Genomic DNA, 20,058 nt, shown 5'->3' with positions numbered 1-20,058 from the left:
GGGGTGTGCTGAAGACGAGCCCCTTGAAAGACATGCCGACCGCGCCCCCGCCGGGGGCGGACCGCGCACCCGCCGCCCCGGCCGGCCGCGCCGCCGCCCCTGCGGACGACGCGTCCGCGTCCGCGCAGGCCGTGAGGCCGCATCCTGAGGGGGTGAGCAACGACGAGTTCCGGGCCGCGATGGGCCGCCTGGCGGCGGGCGTGGTGCTGGTCACGGCGCACGAGCTGCCGCTGACCGAGGACGGCCCGCGCGGCGAGGACGTCGGCATGACGGCCACCGCCTTCATGTCCGTCTCCCTGGACCCGCCGCTGGTCCTGGTGAGCCTGCGCGAGGGCTCCCGGATGGACGACCTGCTGGCCGAGCAGCCGCTGTGGGCGGTCTCGGTCCTCTCCGACCACCAGCGCCAGGTCGCCGGCCGCTTCGCCATGAAGGGCCGGATCAGCGACCGCCTGCTCTTCGCGGACCTCCCGCACACCCGCGGCCCGGCGTCCGGGGCCCTGCTGATCGACGGCGCCCTGGCCGCGCTGGAATGCCGTACGGAGTCCCGCGTGGCGGCGGGCGACCACACCCTGGTCGTCGGCCGCGTCCTGACCGCCGCGCTCCCCTCGCCCGAGGGCTCCCCGCTGACGTACTTCCGCGGCCGCTACCGCCAGTTGGGCTCCTGAGACTTGGTCCGCAATTCCCGAAGGGGCCACGGACTCAGAGGCACGGCCTGAACCGTGCTGACGCGTGATCCGTGCCGGCAGGCCGGTGACGGACACGATGCGGTTGACTCCCGCGGGCGCTCTTCCACGCCCGCCCCGAACGGCTCGATGAGCCCACAGGAATTGCGGAACGCCTCTTGGCAGCGCCGAGCGGGGACCGGGCCCCGTACGCCTCCGGGCCGGGTCACCAGTCGCGTGACCGACGGTTGCGCTTGGTCTCGGACCGGGCCTTCTTCTCGCGCAGGCGGCGTTCGTTCAGGCCCCGGGGGATCTTCGTCGGGCGCCGCTGCTTCGGCGGTGGCGCCGTCGCCTCCGCCAGGAGCGCGGCCAGGCGGACCGCTGCCATCTCGCGGTTGCGCCACTGAGAGCGGTGCTCCGAGGCGCGAACGGTGATCACGCCGTCCACCAGGCGGGAGGCGAGCCGCTCCAGCGCGCGCTGCTTCCACACCTCCGGCAGCGCCTTCGTAGCGCCGAGGTCGAAGGACAGCTCGACGCGGCTGTCGGACGTGTTGACGTGCTGGCCGCCCGGGCCCGAGGACCGGGAGAAGCGCCACGAGAACTCGGCCTCGGGCAGCGCGACCGAGCCGCGGATGACATAGGGACCGGACATGCCCCCATGATCCGGCCCCGGGCGCCGCCCGTCACCCGCATTTCACCTCCGGGAACCGGCCCGCCCCCTCCCCACGTTATGAAGGTCAGCGGTAACGTCACCGCGAGAAGCACGGACGAGGAAAGGGACATCCCATGGCTGTAAGCCTGTCCAAGGGCGGCAACGTCTCGCTGTCGAAGGAGGCCCCGGGCCTCAGCGCCGTCACGGTCGGCCTCGGCTGGGACGTCCGCACCACCACCGGTGTCGACTTCGACCTCGACGCCTCCGCCATCGCGGTGAACACCCTGGGCAAGGTCGTCTCCGACGGCCACTTCGTCTTCTTCAACAACAAGTCCACCCCGGACCAGACCATCGTCCACACCGGCGACAACCGCACGGGCGAGGGAGCCGGCGACGACGAGGCCATCAACGTCAACCTGGCCGGCCTCCCCGCCGACGTGGACAAGATCGTCTTCCCGGTCTCCATCTACGACGCCGACTCCCGCGGCCAGAACTTCGGCCAGGTCCGCAACGCGTACATCCGCGTCGTGAACCAGGCCGGCGGCGCCGAGATCGCCCGCTACGACCTCTCCGAGGACGCGGCCACCGAGACCGCGATGGTCTTCGGCGAGCTCTACCGCAACGGCGCCGAGTGGAAGTTCCGCGCCGTCGGCCAGGGCTACGCGTCCGGCCTCGTCGGCATCGCCCAGGACTTCGGCGTCAACGTCTGAGCAGCGCTCGGCGCGGGTTGAGCGGGCGGGGTCGGGGGCCGGGCGGCCGGGGCCGGGCGGCCGGGTCCGGGACCGGGGGCCGGGGGGCCGGGCCGGGTCCGGAGGGCGGACGGAGTGTCCGGTCTGATCGTCCTGTCGGTCCGGCGGGTCCGTCCCGTCCGGGGCCCGGGGGTCCGGTCCGAGGTCCGGCCTGGCTGTCCCGTCCGGCGGTCCGGGGTCCGAGGTCCGGCCTGGCTGTCCCGTCCGGCTGACCGGCGGTCCGGGGTCCGGCCTGGCTGTCCCGTCGGGCGGTCCGGCGGGTCCGTCCCGTCCGAGGTCCGGGACCCGGGGTTCAACCTGACCGTCCCGTCCGGCTGACCGGCGGGTCCGTCGTGTCCGGGGCCCGGGGGCCCGGGGTTCAACCTGGCCGGCCCGTCTGGCGGTCCGGGATCCGAGGTCCGGCCTGGCTGTCCCGTCGGGCGGTCCAGCGGGTCCGTCCCGTCCGAGGTCCGGGACCCGGGGTTCAACCTGGCCGTCCCGTCTGGCGGACCGGGGGCTCCGTCCCGTCCGGCGGTCCGGGTTCGAGGTCCGACCTGACCGTCCCGTCCGGTGGACCGGCGGGTCCATCCCGTCCGGGGCCCGGGGGCCGACCTGGCCGTCCCGTCCGGCGGACCGGCGGTCCGGGGGCTGGCCTGACCGCCTGTTTGGCGATCCATTGAAGTGCTCTCCCGGATGAATCCGGGAGATTCCTGCTTACCTTGCGGTAGCGGGCTTGACGCGCTTCGCGCGCCTGACGACTGCCCTCCCGGCAGCCGGGATGAGCGCGAGGCCCGTCCGGTACAGGTGCAAGACGTTGCGGGCCGCGTTGTGGTCGGCGTTGCCCGACCAGCCGCAGTCCGGGTTCTTGCACACGAACACGGCCTGGGACTCCCGGCTCCCGGGCGTGGTGTGGCCACAGGCGGAGCAGCGCCTGGAGGTGCCGGGGGCCGGGACCTTGTGCAGGGTGCCGCCGTGCTTGGCGGTCTTGTACGCCAGCATGGTGACAGTCCGGCCCCATGCCTCCCCGCTGATGGAGCGGTTCAGCCCAGACTTCTGGGCAACGTTCTTCCCCGGCTCCTCGATGGTTCCCCTGGCCGACCTGACCATGTTCGTGATGGTGAGTGCTTCGACCACTACGGTGCCGTAGGTGCGGGCGATGGCGGTGGTCGTCCGGTGCTGCCAGTCCAGGGCCCGGCGCTTGGCTTTCGCGCGGAGTCCTGCAATCTGGTCGTAGGTGCGGCGCAGCCGGCGGCTGGCGTGCTTGCCGGGCTTGCGGTGCTGCTTGCGCTGCGCGGCGCGCTGCTCCAAGCTCAGGAGCTTCGCCTTCTCCTTGCCGGTCAGCCACTCGCCGTGCTCGTACGTCTTACCGTCTGATAGAGCGAGGGGCACGGTGATGCCCACGTCGATACCGGCCTCCGGCCCCTGGTGGGGTGCGGGCTTGGCCTCCAGGGCCTGGATGCGGAAGGCGATGTGCCAGCCGAGCGCGTCCTTGATCAGCCGCGCTCCGGTGATCCGGTTCTCCGCGTCGGCGCGCTTACCCACGGGCAGGTCCTTGGTCCACCGGAAGCGGACCCGGCCCATCTTGGGAATGTTGGCCATGCCCCATCGGCGGTGCACGCGGACGATGTTCAGGTCCCGTCCCTGTGGAATGTCCACGGACATCACCGTGCGCAGCCGGCTCTTGAGGTTCGGGGCGTCGGCGCGGCCGTCCCAGCAATTCTTCCACGCCTGGAAGTAGGTCTTGAGCACCGCCTGCGCGGCCTGCGCGGGCAGGACGGCGAGGAAATCGATGTCCTCGCGGGCCTGGCGAATCGCGGCGTCGGCGTTGGCGAGAGTCCGCTTCTCCTTCGGCATCATCTGCCACCAGGCGTGCAGGAGGTTCCACATCGTGCGGGCCGCGTGCGCCTGGCCATCAGCCTTCAACACCTGGGCAGGTGACAGCGCAAGCCGGGCGCGATGCCCTAACTGCCGCTTGACCAGAGCGTCTTGACTCACGATCGAGACCCTAGCGTTGGCCTGTGTCACCGCGCTGGAACCCTCATGGCGATGTCAGAACAGGTCGTCATGTTGTCTACAACCTGCACGTTCACTTGGTTTTTGTCACCAAGTGCCGGCGGAATGCGTTCACTGACGCCATGCTGACCCGTGCCGAGTACATCGAAATCCAGCAGCGTCCCGTCGGACCGTCACCACGGAGACGCAGAGCACTCCGGCGCTCCGCGCCTCCGGGCCAAAGATGGCCTTCACCTCCGCCCTGAAGGGCGGAGCACTAGCCAAGATCAGAGGTAGACCGGCAACCGGCCTGCAACGGCCGACGCGGATGCCAGCATCCGGCGAACGCTCGGCCTGACTGCCCCGTCCGGCAGTCAGGTCAAGCAACGCACGGCGCGACGCCCGTATCCAGGCGCTTGGACGGCAGTGTCCGGCTGCCCGGCCACCGTGGCGTCCGGCAGTCCGGCAGTCCGGCAGTCCGGCAGTCCGGCAGTCCGCCGACAACGGCCGGCGCGGGCACCGGCATCCGGCGCCTGCCGACAACGTTCGGCTGTCCGGTGCGCGGCGTCCGGCCCCGTCGGCTGCCGCGGCGGCCGGACCCGCCGGCCACCCGGCACGCGCCGGGCCACCCGGTACGCGCCATGGCGAACCCCCTCCCGCCCGCCCGGGGAGGGAGCCGTTAGCGTCAGGGGATGATCATCGAATCGCTCGTCCCGGTGGACGGTGCGCTGCCCGGACCGGTGCTCGCCGAGGTTGCCGCCCTGTACGCGACGAACCGGGCGTTCTTCGAGCTCAGCGGGGACTTCCCCGAACCGGGCCGGATCACCGTCGAGCAGGTCGCCGCCGCTCTCGCCGACGAGCTCGCCCACCCCGGCGCCGAGGTCCTGCTGGCGCGCTCCGCCGGCCGCCTCGTCGGCATCGCGGCCGTTCTGGCCCACCACCCCGACCCGTCCGCCGGCGATCCCGACCCGTGGATCGGCCTGCTGCTGGTCGACGCGACCGCCCACCGTCAGGGCCACGGCCGCCGGCTCGCGGGCCTGGTCGAGGACAGGTTCCGCGCCGCCGGCCGAAGCGGCGTACGCCTGGCCGTCCTCGACAACAACCCCCGGGCGCTGGCCTTCTGGCAGGCCCAGGGCTACGCCTTCCTCCGCCACGCCGCCGACCGCGACCTGGGCCGCGCGTGCACGGTGCTCCGCAAGCCGCTGCGCTGAGCCGCCGCCCGGCCACCGGGCCACCGGGCCACCGGGCCACCGGGCCACCGGGCCCACACTGCCCGCCCGGCCCGGAACAGCCCGCTCAGCTCGGCGGCTTCGGGCGGCCCTTCCCGTACAGCCACACGTCCCACACCTCGTCGAGGTCCGTCCCGGTCTGCTCCTCCGCGTACGAGGTGAAGTCGGCCGTGTCGGCGTTCCCGTACCGGTGGTCGGCCACCCAGCCGCGCACCAGCGCGAAGAAGTCCTCGTCCCCGACCTCCTGCCGGATCCGGTGCAGCACCATCGCGCCCCGGTAGTACACCGGCGGGTCCGAGATGTGCGCGGCCCCCGGCGGGCTGGCCGGCGGGAAGGCCGCCCAGTCCGTCCCGGCCTCGTCGTCCACCTCGGTGTCGCCGTCCAGGAACGCCTCGAACCGCTCCTGTGCGCTCGGCCCTTGGTGCTGCTCCGACCACAGCCACTCGGCGTAGACGGCGAAGCCCTCGTTCAGCCACATGTCCTTCCAGGACGCCGGCGAGACGCAGTTGCCGAACCACTGGTGCGCCGTCTCGTGCACCAGCAGGTCCACGTCGGGCGGGCCCGAGTAGACCGGCCGGGACTGCGTCTCCAACGCGTAGCCCAGGGTCCCCTCGGGCTCGACGACCGCGCCCGCCGTGGCGAACGGGTACGGCCCGAACACCCGGCTGCCCCAGTCCACGACCTCACCGAGCCGGTCCAGCGCCGGCGCGCTCTCCTGCGCCGCCTCGGGCGCGACCGCGTTGTAGAGCGGAACGCCGGCCGGACTGCGGCCGGTGGAGATCTTGTACGGGCCCACGGCGGCGATCGCCAGGTAGCTCGCCATCGGCTCGGCGCTGTGCCACGCGAAGGCGGTCCGCCCGTCGGCGCCGTCCGTCCGGGAGCGCAACTCCCCGTTCGAGACGCCCTCGTAGCCCTTCGGCACCCGCAGGGTGATGTCGTACGTCGCCTTGTCGCTGGGGTGGTGGTTGCCGGGGAACCAGGCCATCGAGCCGACCGGTTCGCCGACGCCCAACGCGCCGTCCTCCGTGCGGACCCAGCCCTCCTGGGCACCGTCCAGGTCCTTGACGGCGCGCGGCTCGCCGGCGTAGCGCACCTCGGTGCGGAACACCTCGTTCTTCTTCAGGTCGTCGGCCGGACGCACCGTCAGTTCGTGGCCGGTGCGGTTGAACCGGGCCCCGGCGCCCTGCACCGTGACGCCCTGGACGTCGAGTCCGTCGAGGTCGAGGTTGAAGGAGCTCAGGCCCTGCGTGGCCCGCGCGGTGAGCACGGCCACGCCCTCCAGCCGGCCGCTGTCGGGGTCGTACGCGAGGTCGAGGCCGTAGTGCTCGACGTCGTACCCGCCGTTGCCGGCCTTGGGGAAGTACGGGTCGCGCAGCCCGGACGCACCGGGCCGCCCCTGCACCGGGCCGCCCGTACAGGCCGCCGAGGTGGCGGCGAGCACGAGGGCGGCGACGGCGGGGGCGGCGACGCGGAGGGGGGTACGGAGGGCGGGACGGAGCGTGCGGTGGGCCACACGCTCGATCCTAAGCGCGTTGTTCGGAGCGCCTTGCTTATTGCGCCATACCGGGAACGCCCTACTTGGTGAGCGACTCGACGCCGGCCTTGGCGTACTTCTCGTCCAGGTCGCCGCTCGGGGCGCCGGCCACGCCGATGCCGGCGACCGGGGCGCCGTCGGCCTGGACGGGCACACCGCCGCCGAGGAAGAGCGTGCCGGGGATGTCCTTCAGGTTGGGGGCCTGGGCCAGGCGGCCGACCAGGACGGAGGTCGGGGCGTTCCAGGACACGGCGGTGAAGGCCTTGCGCTCCGCGGACTCGTACGACTGCGGGCCGGCGCCGTCGCCACGCAGGGTGACGATGGTGTTGCCGTTGCGGTCGACGACCGCGACGGTCACCTTCTGGTTCTCGCTCTGCGCGGCCTTCAGCGCGGCCTGGGCGGCGCGGGTGGCGGCATCGATCGAGAGGTGGGTGCTCTTGGTGAAGATCGCGTCGTCGCTCTTCTTGGAGACGGCGGCGGGCGCCGCGGGGGCGGCCGGGGCGGCGGTGGCGCTGACGGCGCCGAAGGCACCGGCCCCGAGGGCGACGGCGAGGGCGGTACCGGTGAGGACGCGGGTACGGGTGATCATCTCGGCTACTCCTGGTGGTCCTGTTGGTCCTGTTGGTCCTGCTGGTTCTGGTGGTTCTTGTGGTCCTGCGACGGGGGTCCCGGGGAGCTGGCGGTCCCTGTCCGACCTGGCCCGGCGGGGCGCGGCGAGCGGTTCTCGCTCCGGTGTCCATCCTGGTTCCGCACCCCGCCGCCACCCGTCCCCGGACCGGCTGCCACCGGCTCGCGCACCGGATGACCCCGGGGTCATCCGATCGGCTGATGCGCGGCGGCGGCGGGACGGCTTGGCTGGCGCTACCGCGTCGTGCGGCCCCGGCCGCGACTCCGGGCCGCGACTCCCGGCCGCCCCTCAGGACCCGGCGCGCGAGGATGGTCGTACGCAGGCGCAGGCACAGGCGCAGGCCCGGCCGTGGGAGACGGGAAGCCGCGCGGGCCCGGGGCGGCCCTGCGCACACCCCCCACCCCCCGGACACGGGCCACAGACACCGACCACAGACACGGACACGGACAAGGACAAGGACAGGAGACCCCGGTGAGTGAAGCGGAGCGGACCCGCGCCCTCGCTGCCGTCATGCACACGGCGTTCTTCCTGCTGCTCGGCGCCTCCCTCTTCCGCTTCCTTCTGCGCCACCCCGGCGACCCCCGCACCCCGTGGATCATCGCGCTCGGCCTCACCCTGGCCCTGCTCTACGTCCTCGGCCCCGCCCTCGGCGCCGCCCCGACCCTGCGCCGGCTGCTCTGGCTCGGCCTGGTGGTCACCACCTGGGTCGTCCTCGTCGTGCTCGCCCCCAGCTTCGCCTGGTGCGCCGTGCCCCTCTTCTACACGGCCCTGCGCACCCTCCCGCCCCGCGCCGCTATCGCCCTGGTCGCACTGCTCACCGTCTTCGTGGTGGCCGCCCAGATGAAGCTGTCGAAGGAGTTCGACCCCAACCTCCTCGTCGCCCCGCCCGCCGTCGCCGCCGTCGCCGCCGCCGTCTTCATCCACATGGAGCGCCAGGCCCAGGCCCAGCGCACGCTCATCGAGGACCTCATCCGCACCCGCCGCGAGCTGGCCGCCACCGAACGCCGCGAAGGCACCCTCGCCGAGCGCCAGCGGCTGTCCATGGAGATCCACGACACCCTCGCCCAGCACCTGTCCAGCCAGCAGATGCTGCTCCAGGCCGCCGACCGCACCTGGGACACCGACCCCGGCACCGCCCGCGCCCACGTCCGCACCGCCGAGGGCATCGCCGCCCGCGGCCTGGCCGAGGCCCGCCGCCTCGTCCACGACCTCGCCCCGCCCGAGCTCGCCGGCGGCGCCGGCCTGCCCGACGCCCTGCGCGCGCTGGACGCCGGGCCCGGCACCACCGTCCGGTTCCATCTGGAAGGCACCCCCGTCCCGCTGCCCGACCGGGTCCAGTCCGCGCTCCTGCGCATTGCCCAGGGCGCGCTGGCGAACGTACGCGAGCACTCCGGCGCCCGCGCCGCCGCCCTGACCCTGTCCTTCCTCGGCGACCAGGTCGTCCTCGACATCGCCGACGACGGGCGCGGCTTCACCGAGCCCCGCACCGCCGGGCCCGACCGCGGCCACGGGCTGCCCGCGATGCGGGCGCGCGCCACGCAGCTCGGCGGCACCCTCACCGTCGAGTCGGCGCCCGGCGAAGGCACCGTCCTCTCGGTCGCGATCCCCCTCAGCACCCCCACCCAGCGCACGGAGCACAGCCCATGACGACGATCCTCCTCTGCGACGACCACGTCGTCGTCCGCGCCGGCCTGCTGGCCCTCCTCGGCAGCGAACCCGACATCGAAGTCCTCGGCGAGGCCGGCAGCGGCGAGGAAGCGGTCGCGCTCGCCGCCAAGCTCGGGCCCGACGTGGTCCTCATGGACCTCCAGCTCGGCGCCGGCATCGACGGCGTCGAGGCCACCCGGCGCATCACGGCCCTGCCGAACCCCCCGCACGTCCTGGTGCTGACCACCTACGACACCGACGCCGACATCACCCGCGCCATCAACGCGGGCGCCACCGGCTACCTGCTCAAGGCCGAACGCCCCGAGGACCTCTTCGCCGCCATCCACTCGGCCGCCCAGGGCCACACCACCCTCTCGCCGCCCGTCGCCAACCGCGTCATGGCCCAGATGCGCGGCACCCGGCCCACCCTGACGGAACGTGAGCTCGACATCCTCGGCCAGCTCGCCCGGGGCCTGGGCAACCGCGAGATCGCCCGCGCACTCTTCATCAGCGAAGCCACCGTCAAGACCCACCTGGGCCGGATCTACGACAAGCTCGGCGTGGACACCCGCGCCGGCGCGGTCTCGGTCGCCAAGGAACAACGCCTCCTCCCGTCCTGACCCCGGCCGGGGCGGGCAGGGCGGGTCACCTGCACCACTCCGGCCGCCCAGGGCAGGATCACGTACGCACCGGTACGTCACCCGCCCCGCGGCGTGACACCATCGGATACGTGCTCGACATCGGCTACTCCCTCTCCCGGCGCTTCCCGGACCCCCCGCAGACCGACTACCGGACCGCGGACGTCCACACCCTGCGCCACGACCTCTTCTGCGGCGACGTCTACCTCGCCGACACCAAGGAGGACCGGGAGCTGTCCACAGCCTGGGGATGGGTGCCCGTGCTCGACTTCGCCTGGGCGCTGTGCGACATCGTCGAACAGCTCGACCAGGACCCGCAGGGCAGCCGTTCGGCACGCAGCCAGTACGCCGAACTCGACTTCACCGAGTCCACCGACCGCATGCTCTTCGAACGGCGCTTCGGCTGGGTCGACGTGGAAGCGGACTGGATGCCCGCCGAGGAGCCCCCGCTCACCTTCAGCCACCGCCTGCTGCGCCGCGAGGCCCGCGACTTCCTGCACGACCTGATCGCCGACCTCGTCGACATGCACGACGGCCTCGCCGACAACCCCACGATCTGGACCCTCCAGGCCCGCTTCCCCCGCGTCCCCGCCTGACACGAGCGGCGTACGACGACAGGTGGCCGGTTGCCCGGGGCGGTCTACTGGGCAGGGCACCAGAACCGGGCGATCCCGGAAGATGCGGCGGCGCCGGGCGAGGCAAGGAGCAGCGCATGGTTCTCCAAATCGTCAGAGCATCGATCAAGCCGGAGCAGCGTGAGCACTGGCTCGAGGTGATGCGCGACAACGCGGCTCGGACCCGTGCCGAGGAGGGCTGCGAGAGCTATCGGATCGCCGAAGACCTCGAAGCGCCGAACACCTTCGTGATCATCGAAGAATGGGCCGACCTCGACGCCGTGTACCGGCACTTCCGGAATCAGTTCGAGGCACTCATGGCCGCTTTGGGCGACGTCTTCGCAGCACCGCCCGAGGCCTGGTTCCACGACCTGGCCGCGACGCTGACCCTCGATGAGGTCCTCGCGAAAGCTGGGCTGACCCGGTAGCTGGGCAACCAGCGGGACGGACGCCGCGAACCGGCAGACCTTCCGGTCGGAGCCCTAGGGTGGGCGATCATGAACACGATCACCGTGAACGGCACCGCCCTGCGCTACGACGACCACGGCCCGGCCGACGGCCTCCCGGTCCTGCTCGTCCACGGTCACCCGTTCAACCGCAGCATGTGGCGCCCTCAGGTCGAGGCCCTCACCCGGGCCGGCCACCGCGCCGTGACCCCCGACCTGCGCGGCTACGGCGAGAGCGAGGTCGTACCCGGCACCACCGCCTTCGCCGAGTTCGCCGACGACCTCGCCGCCCTCCTCGACCACCTCGGCATCGACCGCGCCGTCATCGGCGGCGTCTCCATGGGCGGCCAGATCACCATGGAGTTCCAGCGCACGCACCCCGGACGCGTCCGCGCCCTCATCCTCTGCGACACCTCCCCCGCGCCCGAGCTCGAAGCAGGCAAGGAGGCCCGCCGCGCCATGGCCGACCGGCTCCTCGCCGAAGGCATGGCCGGCTACGCCGACGAGGTCATCGACAAGATGATCGCCCCGTACAACGTCACCGCACAGCCCGAGACCGCCGCCCACGTCCTCGGCATGATGCGTACGACCGACCCGCGGGGCGCCGCCGCCGCACTGCGCGGCCGGGCCGAACGCCCCAGCTACCTCGGCACACTCGCCGCCACCGACGTCCCGGTCCTGGTCGTGGTCGGCGCCGACGACACCTACACGACCGTCGCCGACACCCAGACCTGGACACCCGTACTCCCGCAGGCGGACGTGATCGTCATCGAGGGCGCCGGCCACCTCCCCAACCTCGAACAACCCGAAACCGTCAACACTGCCCTCCTCCACTTCCTCCACACCGAAGTCCTCTGAACCACGCCCGACGGGCCGGGCCGGCAGACCGCCCCGGCCCAGCCGGACGCCCCGGCCCAGCCGGACGCCTCGGCCCAGCGAGACCGCTTCGGCCCAGCCGGACCGCCCAGCTGAACCGCCCGACCGCCCAACCGCCCGACCGCCCGACCGGCCGAAGCGCGCGCCCCGCCGAAGGCGTCGCTCCGGCGGACAGCGAGCACCTGTGCACGGACGCGTCGCTACGACGCCTCCACCCGCACCCCCAGCTCCGCCGCGAAAGCCGGCGCCAGCTCCACCAGCTGCGCCGGGCTGATCACCGCCCCCGCCAGCCGGTCCAGCCCGCGTACGACGTCCAGCTCGACCGCACCCCGCAGGTCCACATCAGCCAGCCGGGCCCCCGTGAGGTCCGCCCGCCGCACCGCACAGTCCCGGAACTCCACCCGCTCCAGCACCGCACCCCCGAAATCCGGCTCGACCAGCACACAGCCCTCGAACACCACGTCCTTCAGCCGGGCCGAACGCAGGTTCAGATAATCGATCTTCCCGCCCCGGACCAGCACCCGCTCCAACACCGCCCCGTGCCACTGCGCCCCGCCCAGCCGCGCATCACGAACCTCCACGTCCCGCAACGTGCCCCCGGCCAAATCCGTACCCACCCCCCGGACCCCCTCCAGGACACAGTCCAGGAACCTCGCCTTCGCCAGTCTCGTCCCGTCCAGTCCGCACCCCCCTACGCGGCAGTCCATGAACCGGGCCCCGACCCCCTCCTGCCCGCCCAGGTCCAGCCCGTCGAAATCCAGCCCGTCGTAGTCACCCTCCGGCTCCAGCCCGCCCTCCGCGAACGGCACCAGCCCCGGCAGCCGCACCTCGGGCCGCCGCGCGGCCCGCACCCCCGCCCGCGCCACCCCACCCGCGCCACTGCCACTGCCCCTGCCGCCGCCCCTGCCCCTGCCGCCGCGCCCGCCGCCACCACCGTCACTGCCCCTGTCACGCACCATGCCCCCATCGTGACGCCCACCACCGACAACGCCGCCCCTCGTCCACACCCCTCCTCCGCCTCCAGCGCGCGGACCTCACCCCTTGACCTCAACCGCACTTGAGGACATGGGATCGCCCCATGTACGCCATACGCCTCCACGCCTTCGGGCCCGCCGAGAACCTCCGCCACGAGCAGACCGCCGACCCCGTCCCCGGCCCCGGCCAGGTCCGGATCGCCGTCGCCGCCGCCGGGGTCCACCTCCTCGACACCGTCCTGCGGGGCGGCGAACAAGGCCCCGCCCCCGCCCTCCCCGAGCTCCCCACCATCCCCGGCCGCGAGGTCGCCGGCACCGTCGACGCCCTCGGCCCCGGCACCGACCCGGCCTGGCTCGGCCGCCCCGTCGTCGCCCACCTCGGCTTCGCACCCGGCGGGTACGCCGAACTCGCCGTCACGGACGCCGACCGGCTCCACGAGATCCCCGCCGGCCTCGACCCCGCCGAAGCCGTCGCCATGATCGGCACCGGCCGCACCGCCCTCGGCATCCTCCAGTTCGCCGAACTCGGACCCGACGCCGTCGCCCTCGTCCCCGCCGCCGCAGGCGGCATCGGCACACTCCTCGTCCAGTACGCCGCCCGGACCGGCGCCACGGTCATCGCCCTAGCCGGCGGCCCCGCCAAGACCGACCTCGCCCGCGCGGGCGGCGCCGACCTCGCCCTCGACTACCGGCAGCCCGACTGGCCCGAGCGCGTCCGCGCCCACCTCGACGCCCTCGGCCGCCCCGGCGCCACCGTCCTCTTCGACTCCGTCGGCGCAGAACCCGCCCGCGCCGCCCTCGGCCTGCTCGCCCCCGGCGCCGACCACCTCGTCTTCGGCTGGTCCGCCGGCCCCCTCGACCTCACCGACGCCGAACGCGCCGACCTCACGGCCCGCGGCATCACCACCCGCAACGTCCTCGGCCCCGCCATGCTCCGACGCGCCGGCGGCGACCACCCCCTACGGCTCCTCGAAACCCGCGCCCTCGCCGAAGCCGCCGCCGGGCGCCTGCGCCCCGCCGTCCAGCGCTACCCGCTCGCCCGCGCCGCCGACGCCCACCGCGACCTCGTCGGCCGCGCCACCACCGGCAAGGTCGTCCTGGAACCCTGAACCTGTAACCCTGACCCCGGAGCCCTGACCCTGGACACCCGAGCGGAACCCGGTGTACCAACTCCCCCATGACCAGCACGACGATCAACGGCGGCATCTCCTTCTGGTACGCGGCACACGGCACACCGCCGCCCCGCGCACCCCTCACCGGAGACACCACCGCAGACGTCGTCATCGTCGGCGGCGGCTACACCGGCCTGTGGACCGCGTACTACCTCAAGCAAGCCGCACCCTTCCTCCGCATCACCGTCCTGGAACAGAAGTTCTGCGGCTACGGCGCCTCCGGCCGCAACGGCGGCTGGCTCTACAACGGCATCGCCGGCCGCGACCGCTACGCCCGCCTGCACGGCCAGGACGCCGCAGTCCGCCTCCAGAAGGCCATGAACGACACCGTCACCGAGGTCATCGAGACGGCCGCCAAGGAAGGCATCGACGCCGACATCCACCACGGCGGCGTCCTGGAGGTCGCCCGCACCCCCGCCCAGCTCGCCCGCCTCAAGGCCTTCCACGAAGCCGAGACCGCCTTCGGCGAGACCGACCGCGAGCTCTACGACGCCCTCCGGACCCGGGAGCACATCAACATCGCCGACGCCGTCGGCTCCACCTGGACCCCGCACGGCGCCCGCATCCACCCCGCCAAACTCGTCACCGGCCTCGCCGACCTCTGCGAACGCCTCGGCGTCACCATCCACGAGTCCACCCCCGTCACCGAGATCGCCCCGCGCCGCGCCACCACCCCGTACGGCACCGTCCGCGCGCCCTACGTCCTGCGCTGCACCGAGGGCTTCACCGCCGCCCTCAAGGGCCAGAAGCGCTCCTGGCTCCCCATGAACTCGTCCATGATCGTCACGGCCCCCGTCCCCGCCGCCACCTGGGAACAGATCGGCTGGACCAGCCGCGCCACCCTCGGCGACATGGCCCACGCCTACATGTACGCCCAGCGCACCGCCGACGACCGCATCGCCCTCGGCGGCCGCGGCGTCCCGTACCGCTTCGGCTCGCGCACCGACAACGACGGCCGCACCCAGCCCGCCACCATCGCCGCCCTCACCGACCTGCTGACGGCCTTCTTCCCCCAGCTCACCGGCATCGACATCACCCACGCCTGGTCCGGCGTCCTCGGCGTCCCCCGCGACTGGTGCGCCACCGTCACCCTCGACCGCAGCACGGGCCTGGGCTGGGCCGGCGGCTACGTCGGCTCCGGCGTAGCCACGGCCAACCTCGCCGCCCGCACCCTGCGCGACCTGATCCAGCAGGACTCCGGCCAGGCCGGCCCCACCGAACTGACCACCCTGCCCTGGGTCAACCACCGCGTCCGCCGCTGGGAGCCCGAACCCCTCCGCTGGCTGGGCGTCCACGCCCTCTACGCCGCCTACCGCGAGGCGGACCGCCAAGAATCCCGCACCCACACCCCGACCACCACCCCCCTGGCCCGCTTCGCGGACCGCCTCTCGGGCCGTCACTGAGGCATGAAGAAGGCCCCGGACCAGAAGTGGCCCGGGGCCTTCGCGCCGGAGCCCCCTGTCGGGTTCGAACCGACGACCCCCGCTTTACAAGAGCGGTGCTCTGGCCAGCTGAGCTAAGGAGGCATGCCCGTGCAGTGTACCCAGGCCCGGGCCGGGTGGCTGTCGAAAATCTCACGGCCGCGGGAGCGGCCAGGTGCTGACAGACGGGCCGCGGGCAGGTAGCGTCACGAGCGGTTTGGTTTGTGGACTGGACCAATAACACTCCTTCCACTCGGATCGTCCGGCACGTTCCTGCCGGTAGAAGGGATGCACAACCATGGCTTCCGTCACCTTCGACAAGGCGACCCGCCTCTACCCCGGCGGGGAGAAGCCCGCCGTCGACCAGCTGGAGCTGCACATCGAGGACGGCGAGTTCCTCGTGCTCGTCGGCCCGTCCGGCTGTGGCAAGTCCACCTCGCTGCGCATGCTCGCCGGCCTGGAGGACGTCAACGGCGGGTCCATCCGGATCGGCGACCGCGACGTCACGCACCTGCCGCCCAAGGACCGGGACATCGCGATGGTGTTCCAGAACTACGCGCTCTACCCGCACATGACCGTCGCCGACAACATGGGCTTCGCGCTCAAGATCGCCGGCGTCGACAAGGCCACCATCCGCAAGAAGGTGGAGGAGGCCGCGGACATCCTCGACCTGCGCCCCTACCTCGACCGCAAGCCGAAGGCCCTGTCCGGTGGCCAGCGCCAGCGCGTGGCGATGGGCCGGGCGATCGTGCGGCAGCCGCAGGTCTTCCTGATGGACGAGCCGCTGTCGAACCTGGACGCCAAGCTGCGCGTGTCCACCCGTACCCAGATCGCCTCGCTCCAGCGCCGCCTGGGGATCACGACCGTGTACGTGACCCACGACCAGGTCGAGGCCATGACCATGGGTGACCGGGTGGCGGTCCTCAAGGACGGTCTGCTCCAGCAGGTCGACACCCCGCGCAACATGTACGACCGGCCGGCGAACCTCTTCGTCGCCGGGTTCATCGGCTCCCCGGCCATGAACCTGGTCGAGGTGCCGATCACCGACGGCGGTGTGAAGTTCGGCGAGAGTGTCGTGCCGGTGTCGCGGACCGCGCTGTCGGCGGCGGCCGACGCGGGCGACCGCACGGTGACGGTCGGCGTGCGGCCGGAGCACTTCGACCTGGGCGAGGAGGGCGGCCTGGCCGTCACGGTCAACGTGGTGGAGGAGCTCGGCGCCGACGGCTACGTCTACGGCACGGCCGAGGTCGGTGGCGTGCAGCGGGACCTGGTCGTGCGGGTGAACGGCCGGCAGGTGCCGGAGAAGGGCTCCACCCTGCACGTGACGCCGCGCTCGGGCGAGACCCACGTGTTCTCGACGTCGTCGGGCGAGCGCCTCTCCGACTGACGTCCTCGGCAGGGGGGTTCGGGTGCCGTGCGGCGCCCGGGCCCCTTTTCCGTACGTGGTCTCTTCCGACAATTACCCCGGCACAGTGGGGGATTTCGAGCCGTGTACGTCAACGCGCTATTCGAAAAGCCACGTCGAACCGTCCCCCGACAGGGTGACTGAATGTCGCCCAATCCTCACCGAGCGCTACTCTCGCCCTCGTGACCCACACCGCTCGCCGTATCGGCCGTTCCCTCGCCCTGGTCCTGCCCGTCGTCCTGGTCCTGTCCGGGACCCTCGCGGTCACCATGGTCCCCTGGGCCGACAACACTCCGTCCCAGATCCTGACCGCTTCCGCCGAGAACGTCTCGGTGCCCGCGAAGCCGCTCGCGCCGCACGAGGTGCTGCGCGACAAGCTCCTTGGCGAGCTGCAGCAGGGCCGGGAGCCGGGGGTGGTGCTGACCCACCTCCAGCAGGAGGTGGACAAGCGGCCGTCGACGCTCGCCGCGCACTGTGTGGGCATCGCCCGGGCGCTGGGTGAGGCGGCGGTGAAGGCGTACGGTCCGACGAGGGCCCAGTCCTACGCGCGGCCGGTGTGCGACACGGCGTACGCCACCGGGGTTGCCGCCGCGAGCTGACGGCCCGGTCCGGCCGGTGTGCGGGGGTGGGGCTCCCTAGGCTGCGGCCATGCCGGCTCCTTCCCCGTCTTCCCCGTCGCCTTCCGCCTCGTCACCTTCCTCGTCGCCTTCCGGCTCGTCGCCTCTCCCGCCTTCCGCTCCCGCTTCCGTAGAGTTCTCGTCCGCTTCCGCAGCCGCGTATCCGGCCGCGCCGGTCCAGGCGATCGTCCTGGCCGGCGGCCAGGGTTCGCGGCTGCGGCCGTACACGGACGACCGGCCCAAGCCGATGGTGGAGATCCCGGGGACCGGAGTGCCCATCATCGGGCACCAGTTGGCCTGGCTGGCCGCGGAGGGCGTGACGGATGCCGTCGTCAGTTGCGGGCATCTGGCCGGGGTGCTCCAGGAGTGGCTGGCGGGGGCGCGGCTGCCGTTGCGGGTGGCGACGGTGGTGGAGGAGGAACCGTTGGGCCGGGGTGGGGGGTTGAAGTACGCGGCTGCGCGGCTGCCGTTTCCGGACCGGCCGTGGTTCGCGACGAACGGGGACGTGTGGACCCGGTTCTCGCTGCGGGAGATGGCGGCGTTCCACGCGGAGCGGGGGGCGGTGGCGACGTTGGCGCTGGCCCGGCCGCGGATTCCGTGGGGGGTGGTGGAGACCGACGGGTCCGGGCAGGTGCTGGATTTCGTCGAGGCGCCGCGGTCGCCCTATCCGGTCAATGCCGGGGTGTACGTCTTCGATCCCGGGTTCGCGGCGCTGCTGCCCGATGTGGGTGACCACGAGCGGACGACGTTCCCGCGGCTGGCGCGGCAGCGGCGGCTGGCGGGGTTCCCGCTGCCGCAGGGGGCGTTCTGGCGGGCGATCGACACGGTGAAGGACCTCGCGGAGGCGGCGCGGGAGTTGGGCGCCCAGGCGGGCGCCTGAGGCTTCCTGGCGGGGCTGTCACACGCGTCGCTGTCATGCGCCTCGCCTGTACGCGCCTCGTCGGTACGCGCCCCGCCGGTACACGCCTCGCCGGCATACGCCGGGGCCGTCATGCAGCAGGGCCCGGTGCGCGGGGTGCGCACCGGGCCCCGTGGGGTGGGACGGGGGGTCAGCCGAGGAGGCCGCCGACCAGGCCGGGCTGGCTGCTGGGGGTGCGGCTGCTGGTGGTGCCGGAGGAGGTGCTCGGCGCCTTCTGCGGGGCGGACTGGCGGGGCGTGCTGCTGGTACGGGGTGCCTGCTGGCCGGTGGTGCCGCGGGTGGCGGTGGGGGACTGGGAGCCGGTGGTGGCGCGGTCCGTGGTGCCGGGGGCGGTGCGGCCGGGCTTGGCCGGTTCCGACGGCTTGGCGGAGGGCTCGGCCTGGGTGGTGGGCGGCCGTTCCTGCTGGGCGGGCTTGCGGGAGGCGGGGGCCTCCTTGGGGAGGGGCTGGCCGGGCAGGTAGTTGGTGGGGGCCTGGCCGGGGCCGGGGACGGTGACCACGGTGGTGGAGCGGACGGCTCCGCCGAGCAGTGAGCCGATGAGGAGGGTGAGTCCGCAGACGACGGTGGCCATCACGGCGCCGCGGCGCAGGACCCGGCTGCGCAGCTGCCAGACCTCGGAGCGGGGGCCGAGGGTGCGCCAGGCCTCGCCGGCGAGGCGGCCGTCGAGGGAGTAGACGGGGGCGCCGGCGATGATGAGCGGGCTCCAGGCGGCCAGGTAGATGATGTCGGGCGCGTCGTAGGCGGGGACGGTCTTCCAGCTGACGGTCATCAGGAGGGCGGCCGAGAGCAGGGCGCCGATGCAGGCGGCGACGCGCTGCCAGAGGCCGAGGACCGTCAGGACGCCGACGACGACCTGGAGGAAGGCGACGCTGAGGCCGGCTCCGACGGGGTGGGCGAGGGCGAAGTCGCGCAGCGGCTCGGCCAGGGCCCAGGGGTGCAGGGTGTGCAGCCAGGTGACCATGGAGCCGCGTTCGCCGCCGTCGAAGTAGACGGGGTCGCACAGCTTGCCCATGCCGGCGTAGATGGAGATGAAGCCGAGGAAGATGCGCAGCGGCAGCAGGACGACGCCGAGGTTCATGCGGCGGCCGGGGTAGTACGAGGCCTGGGCGCGGGTGTCGGCCTGGGGCCGGGCGGCGCGGTCGGTGCCGGGTGGGGCCTGTGCGGGCGGGCCGCCGTACGGGTCGCGTACGGGGGGCAGGGTGCGGGTGTCGTCGGGGTCGCCGTAGGTGCGCTGGCCGATGACGGTGGGTGTGGGCAGGGTGTCGGCGGCGAGGTCGTGGGCCAGGTCGACGCGGGGGATGACCTGGGTGGCGCCGCCGTCGTCGAACTGGTCGTGGCCGCGGCCGGAGTCGCGTACGGCCTGGAGCAGTCCGCCGGTGGCGGCGGCGTCTCCGGGGCCGGTGCGGCCGGACCATACGACGGGTGCCCTGCGGCGGGTCGCGCCGGCGGCGGCTGCGACGGCGCCGCTGAGGGCGGGGACGCGGCCGGGGGCGCCTGCGGGCTTGACGGGACGCGCGCTCGGGCTCGGTGCGAGCCGCACGCGGAAGCTGGCGTGGTTCACGATGACCTGTGCCGGGTCGCACGGCACCTTGACCATGCTCAGCGCAGGCTGGTCGTCGAACCGGGGCGTTCTGGTGTCCACACTCATCTAACCGAGTGATCAGTGTTTAGGACACTGCCTTGACGGCGGGGATGTGTCCGAGGCCCGTCAAGGCATGTTTTCCGGCCATCCGGCGTAGCCCGTGTCGCCCCTGGGCGGGGCGGCACGGGCGGCGGGGTTTGCGGGTGGGCGGGCCCGGCCGGTCGGGGCCGTCGGGTCCGTCACCCGGGTGGCTGCGGCTGGTCGGGCGCTCCTGTCCGCCCGCACCCGGGTGGCTGCGGCTGGTCGGGCGCTCCTGGCCGCC

General features: G+C 73.2%; 19 protein-coding genes, 1 tRNA gene and 1 pseudogene. 14 read left to right on the top strand and 7 right to left on the bottom strand.

Annotation, left to right across the window (positions count from 1 at the left end):
* Positions 1-32 precede the first annotated feature (32 nt).
* Positions 33-665 (top strand): flavin reductase family protein, encoded by a 633-nt coding sequence (locus GPJ59_RS18780; protein ID WP_219668354.1) that lies wholly within the window; start codon positions 33-35, stop codon positions 663-665.
* Between the two features lie 223 nt (positions 666-888).
* Here GPJ59_RS18780 and arfB read toward each other — a convergent pair whose 3' ends face one another.
* Positions 889-1,314, bottom strand: coding sequence for an alternative ribosome rescue aminoacyl-tRNA hydrolase ArfB (gene arfB, locus GPJ59_RS18775; protein WP_219668352.1), 426 nt, complete (start codon positions 1,312-1,314; stop codon positions 889-891).
* Between the two features lie 134 nt (positions 1,315-1,448).
* Here arfB and GPJ59_RS18770 point away from each other — a divergent pair, with 134 nt between their 5' ends.
* Positions 1,449-2,024, top strand: coding sequence for a TerD family protein (locus GPJ59_RS18770; protein WP_219668351.1), 576 nt, complete (start codon positions 1,449-1,451; stop codon positions 2,022-2,024).
* 732 nt (positions 2,025-2,756) lie between these two features.
* On the opposite strand, the gene GPJ59_RS18765 is transcribed toward GPJ59_RS18770, so the two are convergent.
* Positions 2,757-3,968 (bottom strand): RNA-guided endonuclease InsQ/TnpB family protein, encoded by a 1,212-nt coding sequence (locus GPJ59_RS18765; RefSeq protein ID WP_374200865.1) that lies wholly within the window; start codon positions 3,966-3,968, stop codon positions 2,757-2,759.
* Between the two features lie 92 nt (positions 3,969-4,060).
* Between GPJ59_RS18765 and GPJ59_RS39050 the strand changes: the two are divergent.
* Positions 4,061-4,201, top strand: a pseudogene (locus GPJ59_RS39050) (IS200/IS605 family transposase); the annotation flags it as partial.
* 525 nt (positions 4,202-4,726) lie between these two features.
* Positions 4,727-5,245: a GNAT family N-acetyltransferase gene (locus GPJ59_RS18760; protein WP_219668349.1), complete on the top strand. Its 519-nt coding sequence runs from the start codon at positions 4,727-4,729 to the stop codon at positions 5,243-5,245.
* Positions 5,246-5,330: 85 nt separating this feature from the next.
* Here the strand turns inward: GPJ59_RS18760 and GPJ59_RS18755 are convergent, their stop codons facing one another.
* Together GPJ59_RS18755 and GPJ59_RS18750 are read right to left on the bottom strand one after the other, a co-directional pair.
* The gene (locus GPJ59_RS18755; RefSeq protein WP_219668348.1) at positions 5,331-6,776 is read right to left on the bottom strand and encodes a M1 family metallopeptidase; all 1,446 of its coding nucleotides are present in this window, start codon (positions 6,774-6,776) and stop codon (positions 5,331-5,333) included.
* Between the two features lie 61 nt (positions 6,777-6,837).
* Positions 6,838-7,386, bottom strand: a complete 549-nt coding sequence (locus tag GPJ59_RS18750) for a GlcG/HbpS family heme-binding protein (RefSeq protein ID WP_219668347.1) — start codon at positions 7,384-7,386, stop codon at positions 6,838-6,840.
* A gap of 510 nt (positions 7,387-7,896) precedes the next feature.
* Between GPJ59_RS18750 and GPJ59_RS18745 the strand changes: the two genes are divergently transcribed.
* From GPJ59_RS18745 to GPJ59_RS18725, 5 genes are all read left to right on the top strand, one after another.
* Positions 7,897-9,072, top strand: coding sequence for a sensor histidine kinase (locus tag GPJ59_RS18745; RefSeq protein WP_308120362.1), 1,176 nt, complete (start codon positions 7,897-7,899; stop codon positions 9,070-9,072).
* A complete protein-coding gene (locus tag GPJ59_RS18740) occupies positions 9,069-9,692 on the top strand; it encodes a response regulator (protein ID WP_219668346.1) in 624 nt (207 codons plus the stop codon). Before GPJ59_RS18745 ends, GPJ59_RS18740 begins: the two co-directional genes overlap by 4 nt.
* A gap of 110 nt (positions 9,693-9,802) precedes the next feature.
* On the top strand, positions 9,803-10,306 hold the full coding sequence (locus GPJ59_RS18735) for a hypothetical protein (protein ID WP_219668345.1): 504 nt from the start codon (positions 9,803-9,805) through the stop codon (positions 10,304-10,306).
* A gap of 116 nt (positions 10,307-10,422) precedes the next feature.
* Positions 10,423-10,752: a putative quinol monooxygenase gene (locus tag GPJ59_RS18730; protein ID WP_219668344.1), complete on the top strand. Its 330-nt coding sequence runs from the start codon at positions 10,423-10,425 to the stop codon at positions 10,750-10,752.
* 69 nt (positions 10,753-10,821) lie between these two features.
* The gene (locus GPJ59_RS18725; protein ID WP_219668343.1) at positions 10,822-11,628 is read left to right on the top strand and encodes an alpha/beta fold hydrolase; all 807 of its coding nucleotides are present in this window, start codon (positions 10,822-10,824) and stop codon (positions 11,626-11,628) included.
* 218 nt (positions 11,629-11,846) lie between these two features.
* Here GPJ59_RS18725 and GPJ59_RS18720 read toward each other — a convergent pair whose 3' ends face one another.
* On the bottom strand, positions 11,847-12,605 hold the full coding sequence (locus tag GPJ59_RS18720; protein WP_219668342.1) for a pentapeptide repeat-containing protein: 759 nt from the start codon (positions 12,603-12,605) through the stop codon (positions 11,847-11,849).
* Positions 12,606-12,724: 119 nt separating this feature from the next.
* Here GPJ59_RS18720 and GPJ59_RS18715 point away from each other — a divergent pair, with 119 nt between their 5' ends.
* Complete coding sequence (locus tag GPJ59_RS18715; protein ID WP_219668341.1) at positions 12,725-13,729, top strand: zinc-binding dehydrogenase; 1,005 nt, start codon at positions 12,725-12,727, stop codon at positions 13,727-13,729.
* A gap of 68 nt (positions 13,730-13,797) precedes the next feature.
* Positions 13,798-15,195, top strand: a complete 1,398-nt coding sequence (locus GPJ59_RS18710) for an NAD(P)/FAD-dependent oxidoreductase (protein ID WP_219668340.1) — start codon at positions 13,798-13,800, stop codon at positions 15,193-15,195.
* Positions 15,196-15,244: 49 nt separating this feature from the next.
* On the opposite strand, the gene GPJ59_RS18705 is transcribed toward GPJ59_RS18710, so the two are convergent.
* Positions 15,245-15,318 (bottom strand) — tRNA-Thr (locus GPJ59_RS18705).
* A 193-nt stretch (positions 15,319-15,511) separates the two neighbouring features.
* Here GPJ59_RS18705 and GPJ59_RS18700 point away from each other — a divergent pair.
* The 3 genes from GPJ59_RS18700 (at position 15,512) to GPJ59_RS18690 (ending at position 18,115) form a co-directional block, all read left to right on the top strand.
* Positions 15,512-16,600, top strand: a complete 1,089-nt coding sequence (locus GPJ59_RS18700; RefSeq protein WP_219668339.1) for an ABC transporter ATP-binding protein — start codon at positions 15,512-15,514, stop codon at positions 16,598-16,600.
* Positions 16,601-16,800: 200 nt separating this feature from the next.
* A complete protein-coding gene (locus GPJ59_RS18695) occupies positions 16,801-17,217 on the top strand; it encodes a hypothetical protein (protein WP_219668338.1) in 417 nt (138 codons plus the stop codon).
* Positions 17,218-17,419: 202 nt separating this feature from the next.
* Positions 17,420-18,115, top strand: a complete 696-nt coding sequence (locus GPJ59_RS18690) for a nucleotidyltransferase family protein (protein ID WP_308120363.1) — start codon at positions 17,420-17,422, stop codon at positions 18,113-18,115.
* 169 nt (positions 18,116-18,284) lie between these two features.
* Here the strand turns inward: GPJ59_RS18690 and GPJ59_RS18685 are convergent, their stop codons facing one another.
* Positions 18,285-19,802: a DoxX family membrane protein gene (locus tag GPJ59_RS18685; RefSeq protein ID WP_219668336.1), complete on the bottom strand. Its 1,518-nt coding sequence runs from the start codon at positions 19,800-19,802 to the stop codon at positions 18,285-18,287.
* Between the last annotated feature and the right edge of the window lie 256 nt (positions 19,803-20,058).

It is taken from the genome of Streptomyces bambusae, from assembly GCF_019400985.1.
In the GTDB taxonomy this organism is placed as follows: domain Bacteria; phylum Actinomycetota; class Actinomycetes; order Streptomycetales; family Streptomycetaceae; genus Streptomyces; species Streptomyces bambusae_A.
This window is presented reverse-complemented; position numbering and strand designations above follow the sequence as displayed.

Excerpts from the sequence above, each read along its gene's own strand:
- GPJ59_RS18730 (WP_219668344.1), top strand. The coding sequence starts at position 10,423 with ATGGTTCTCCAAATCGTCAGAGCATCGATCAAGCCGGAGCAGCGTGAG.
- GPJ59_RS18720 (WP_219668342.1), bottom strand. The coding sequence starts at position 12,605 with ATGGTGCGTGACAGGGGCAGTGACGGTGGTGGCGGCGGGCGCGGCGGC.
- GPJ59_RS18780 (WP_219668354.1), top strand. The coding sequence starts at position 33 with ATGCCGACCGCGCCCCCGCCGGGGGCGGACCGCGCACCCGCCGCCCCG.
- GPJ59_RS18710 (WP_219668340.1), top strand. The coding sequence starts at position 13,798 with ATGACCAGCACGACGATCAACGGCGGCATCTCCTTCTGGTACGCGGCA.
- GPJ59_RS18740 (WP_219668346.1), top strand. The coding sequence starts at position 9,069 with ATGACGACGATCCTCCTCTGCGACGACCACGTCGTCGTCCGCGCCGGC.
- GPJ59_RS18685 (WP_219668336.1), bottom strand. The coding sequence starts at position 19,802 with ATGAGTGTGGACACCAGAACGCCCCGGTTCGACGACCAGCCTGCGCTG.
- GPJ59_RS18760 (WP_219668349.1), top strand. The coding sequence starts at position 4,727 with ATGATCATCGAATCGCTCGTCCCGGTGGACGGTGCGCTGCCCGGACCG.
- GPJ59_RS18715 (WP_219668341.1), top strand. The coding sequence starts at position 12,725 with ATGTACGCCATACGCCTCCACGCCTTCGGGCCCGCCGAGAACCTCCGC.
- GPJ59_RS18700 (WP_219668339.1), top strand. The coding sequence starts at position 15,512 with ATGGCTTCCGTCACCTTCGACAAGGCGACCCGCCTCTACCCCGGCGGG.
- arfB (WP_219668352.1), bottom strand. The coding sequence starts at position 1,314 with ATGTCCGGTCCCTATGTCATCCGCGGCTCGGTCGCGCTGCCCGAGGCC.
- GPJ59_RS18770 (WP_219668351.1), top strand. The coding sequence starts at position 1,449 with ATGGCTGTAAGCCTGTCCAAGGGCGGCAACGTCTCGCTGTCGAAGGAG.
- GPJ59_RS18725 (WP_219668343.1), top strand. The coding sequence starts at position 10,822 with ATGAACACGATCACCGTGAACGGCACCGCCCTGCGCTACGACGACCAC.
- GPJ59_RS18750 (WP_219668347.1), bottom strand. The coding sequence starts at position 7,386 with ATGATCACCCGTACCCGCGTCCTCACCGGTACCGCCCTCGCCGTCGCC.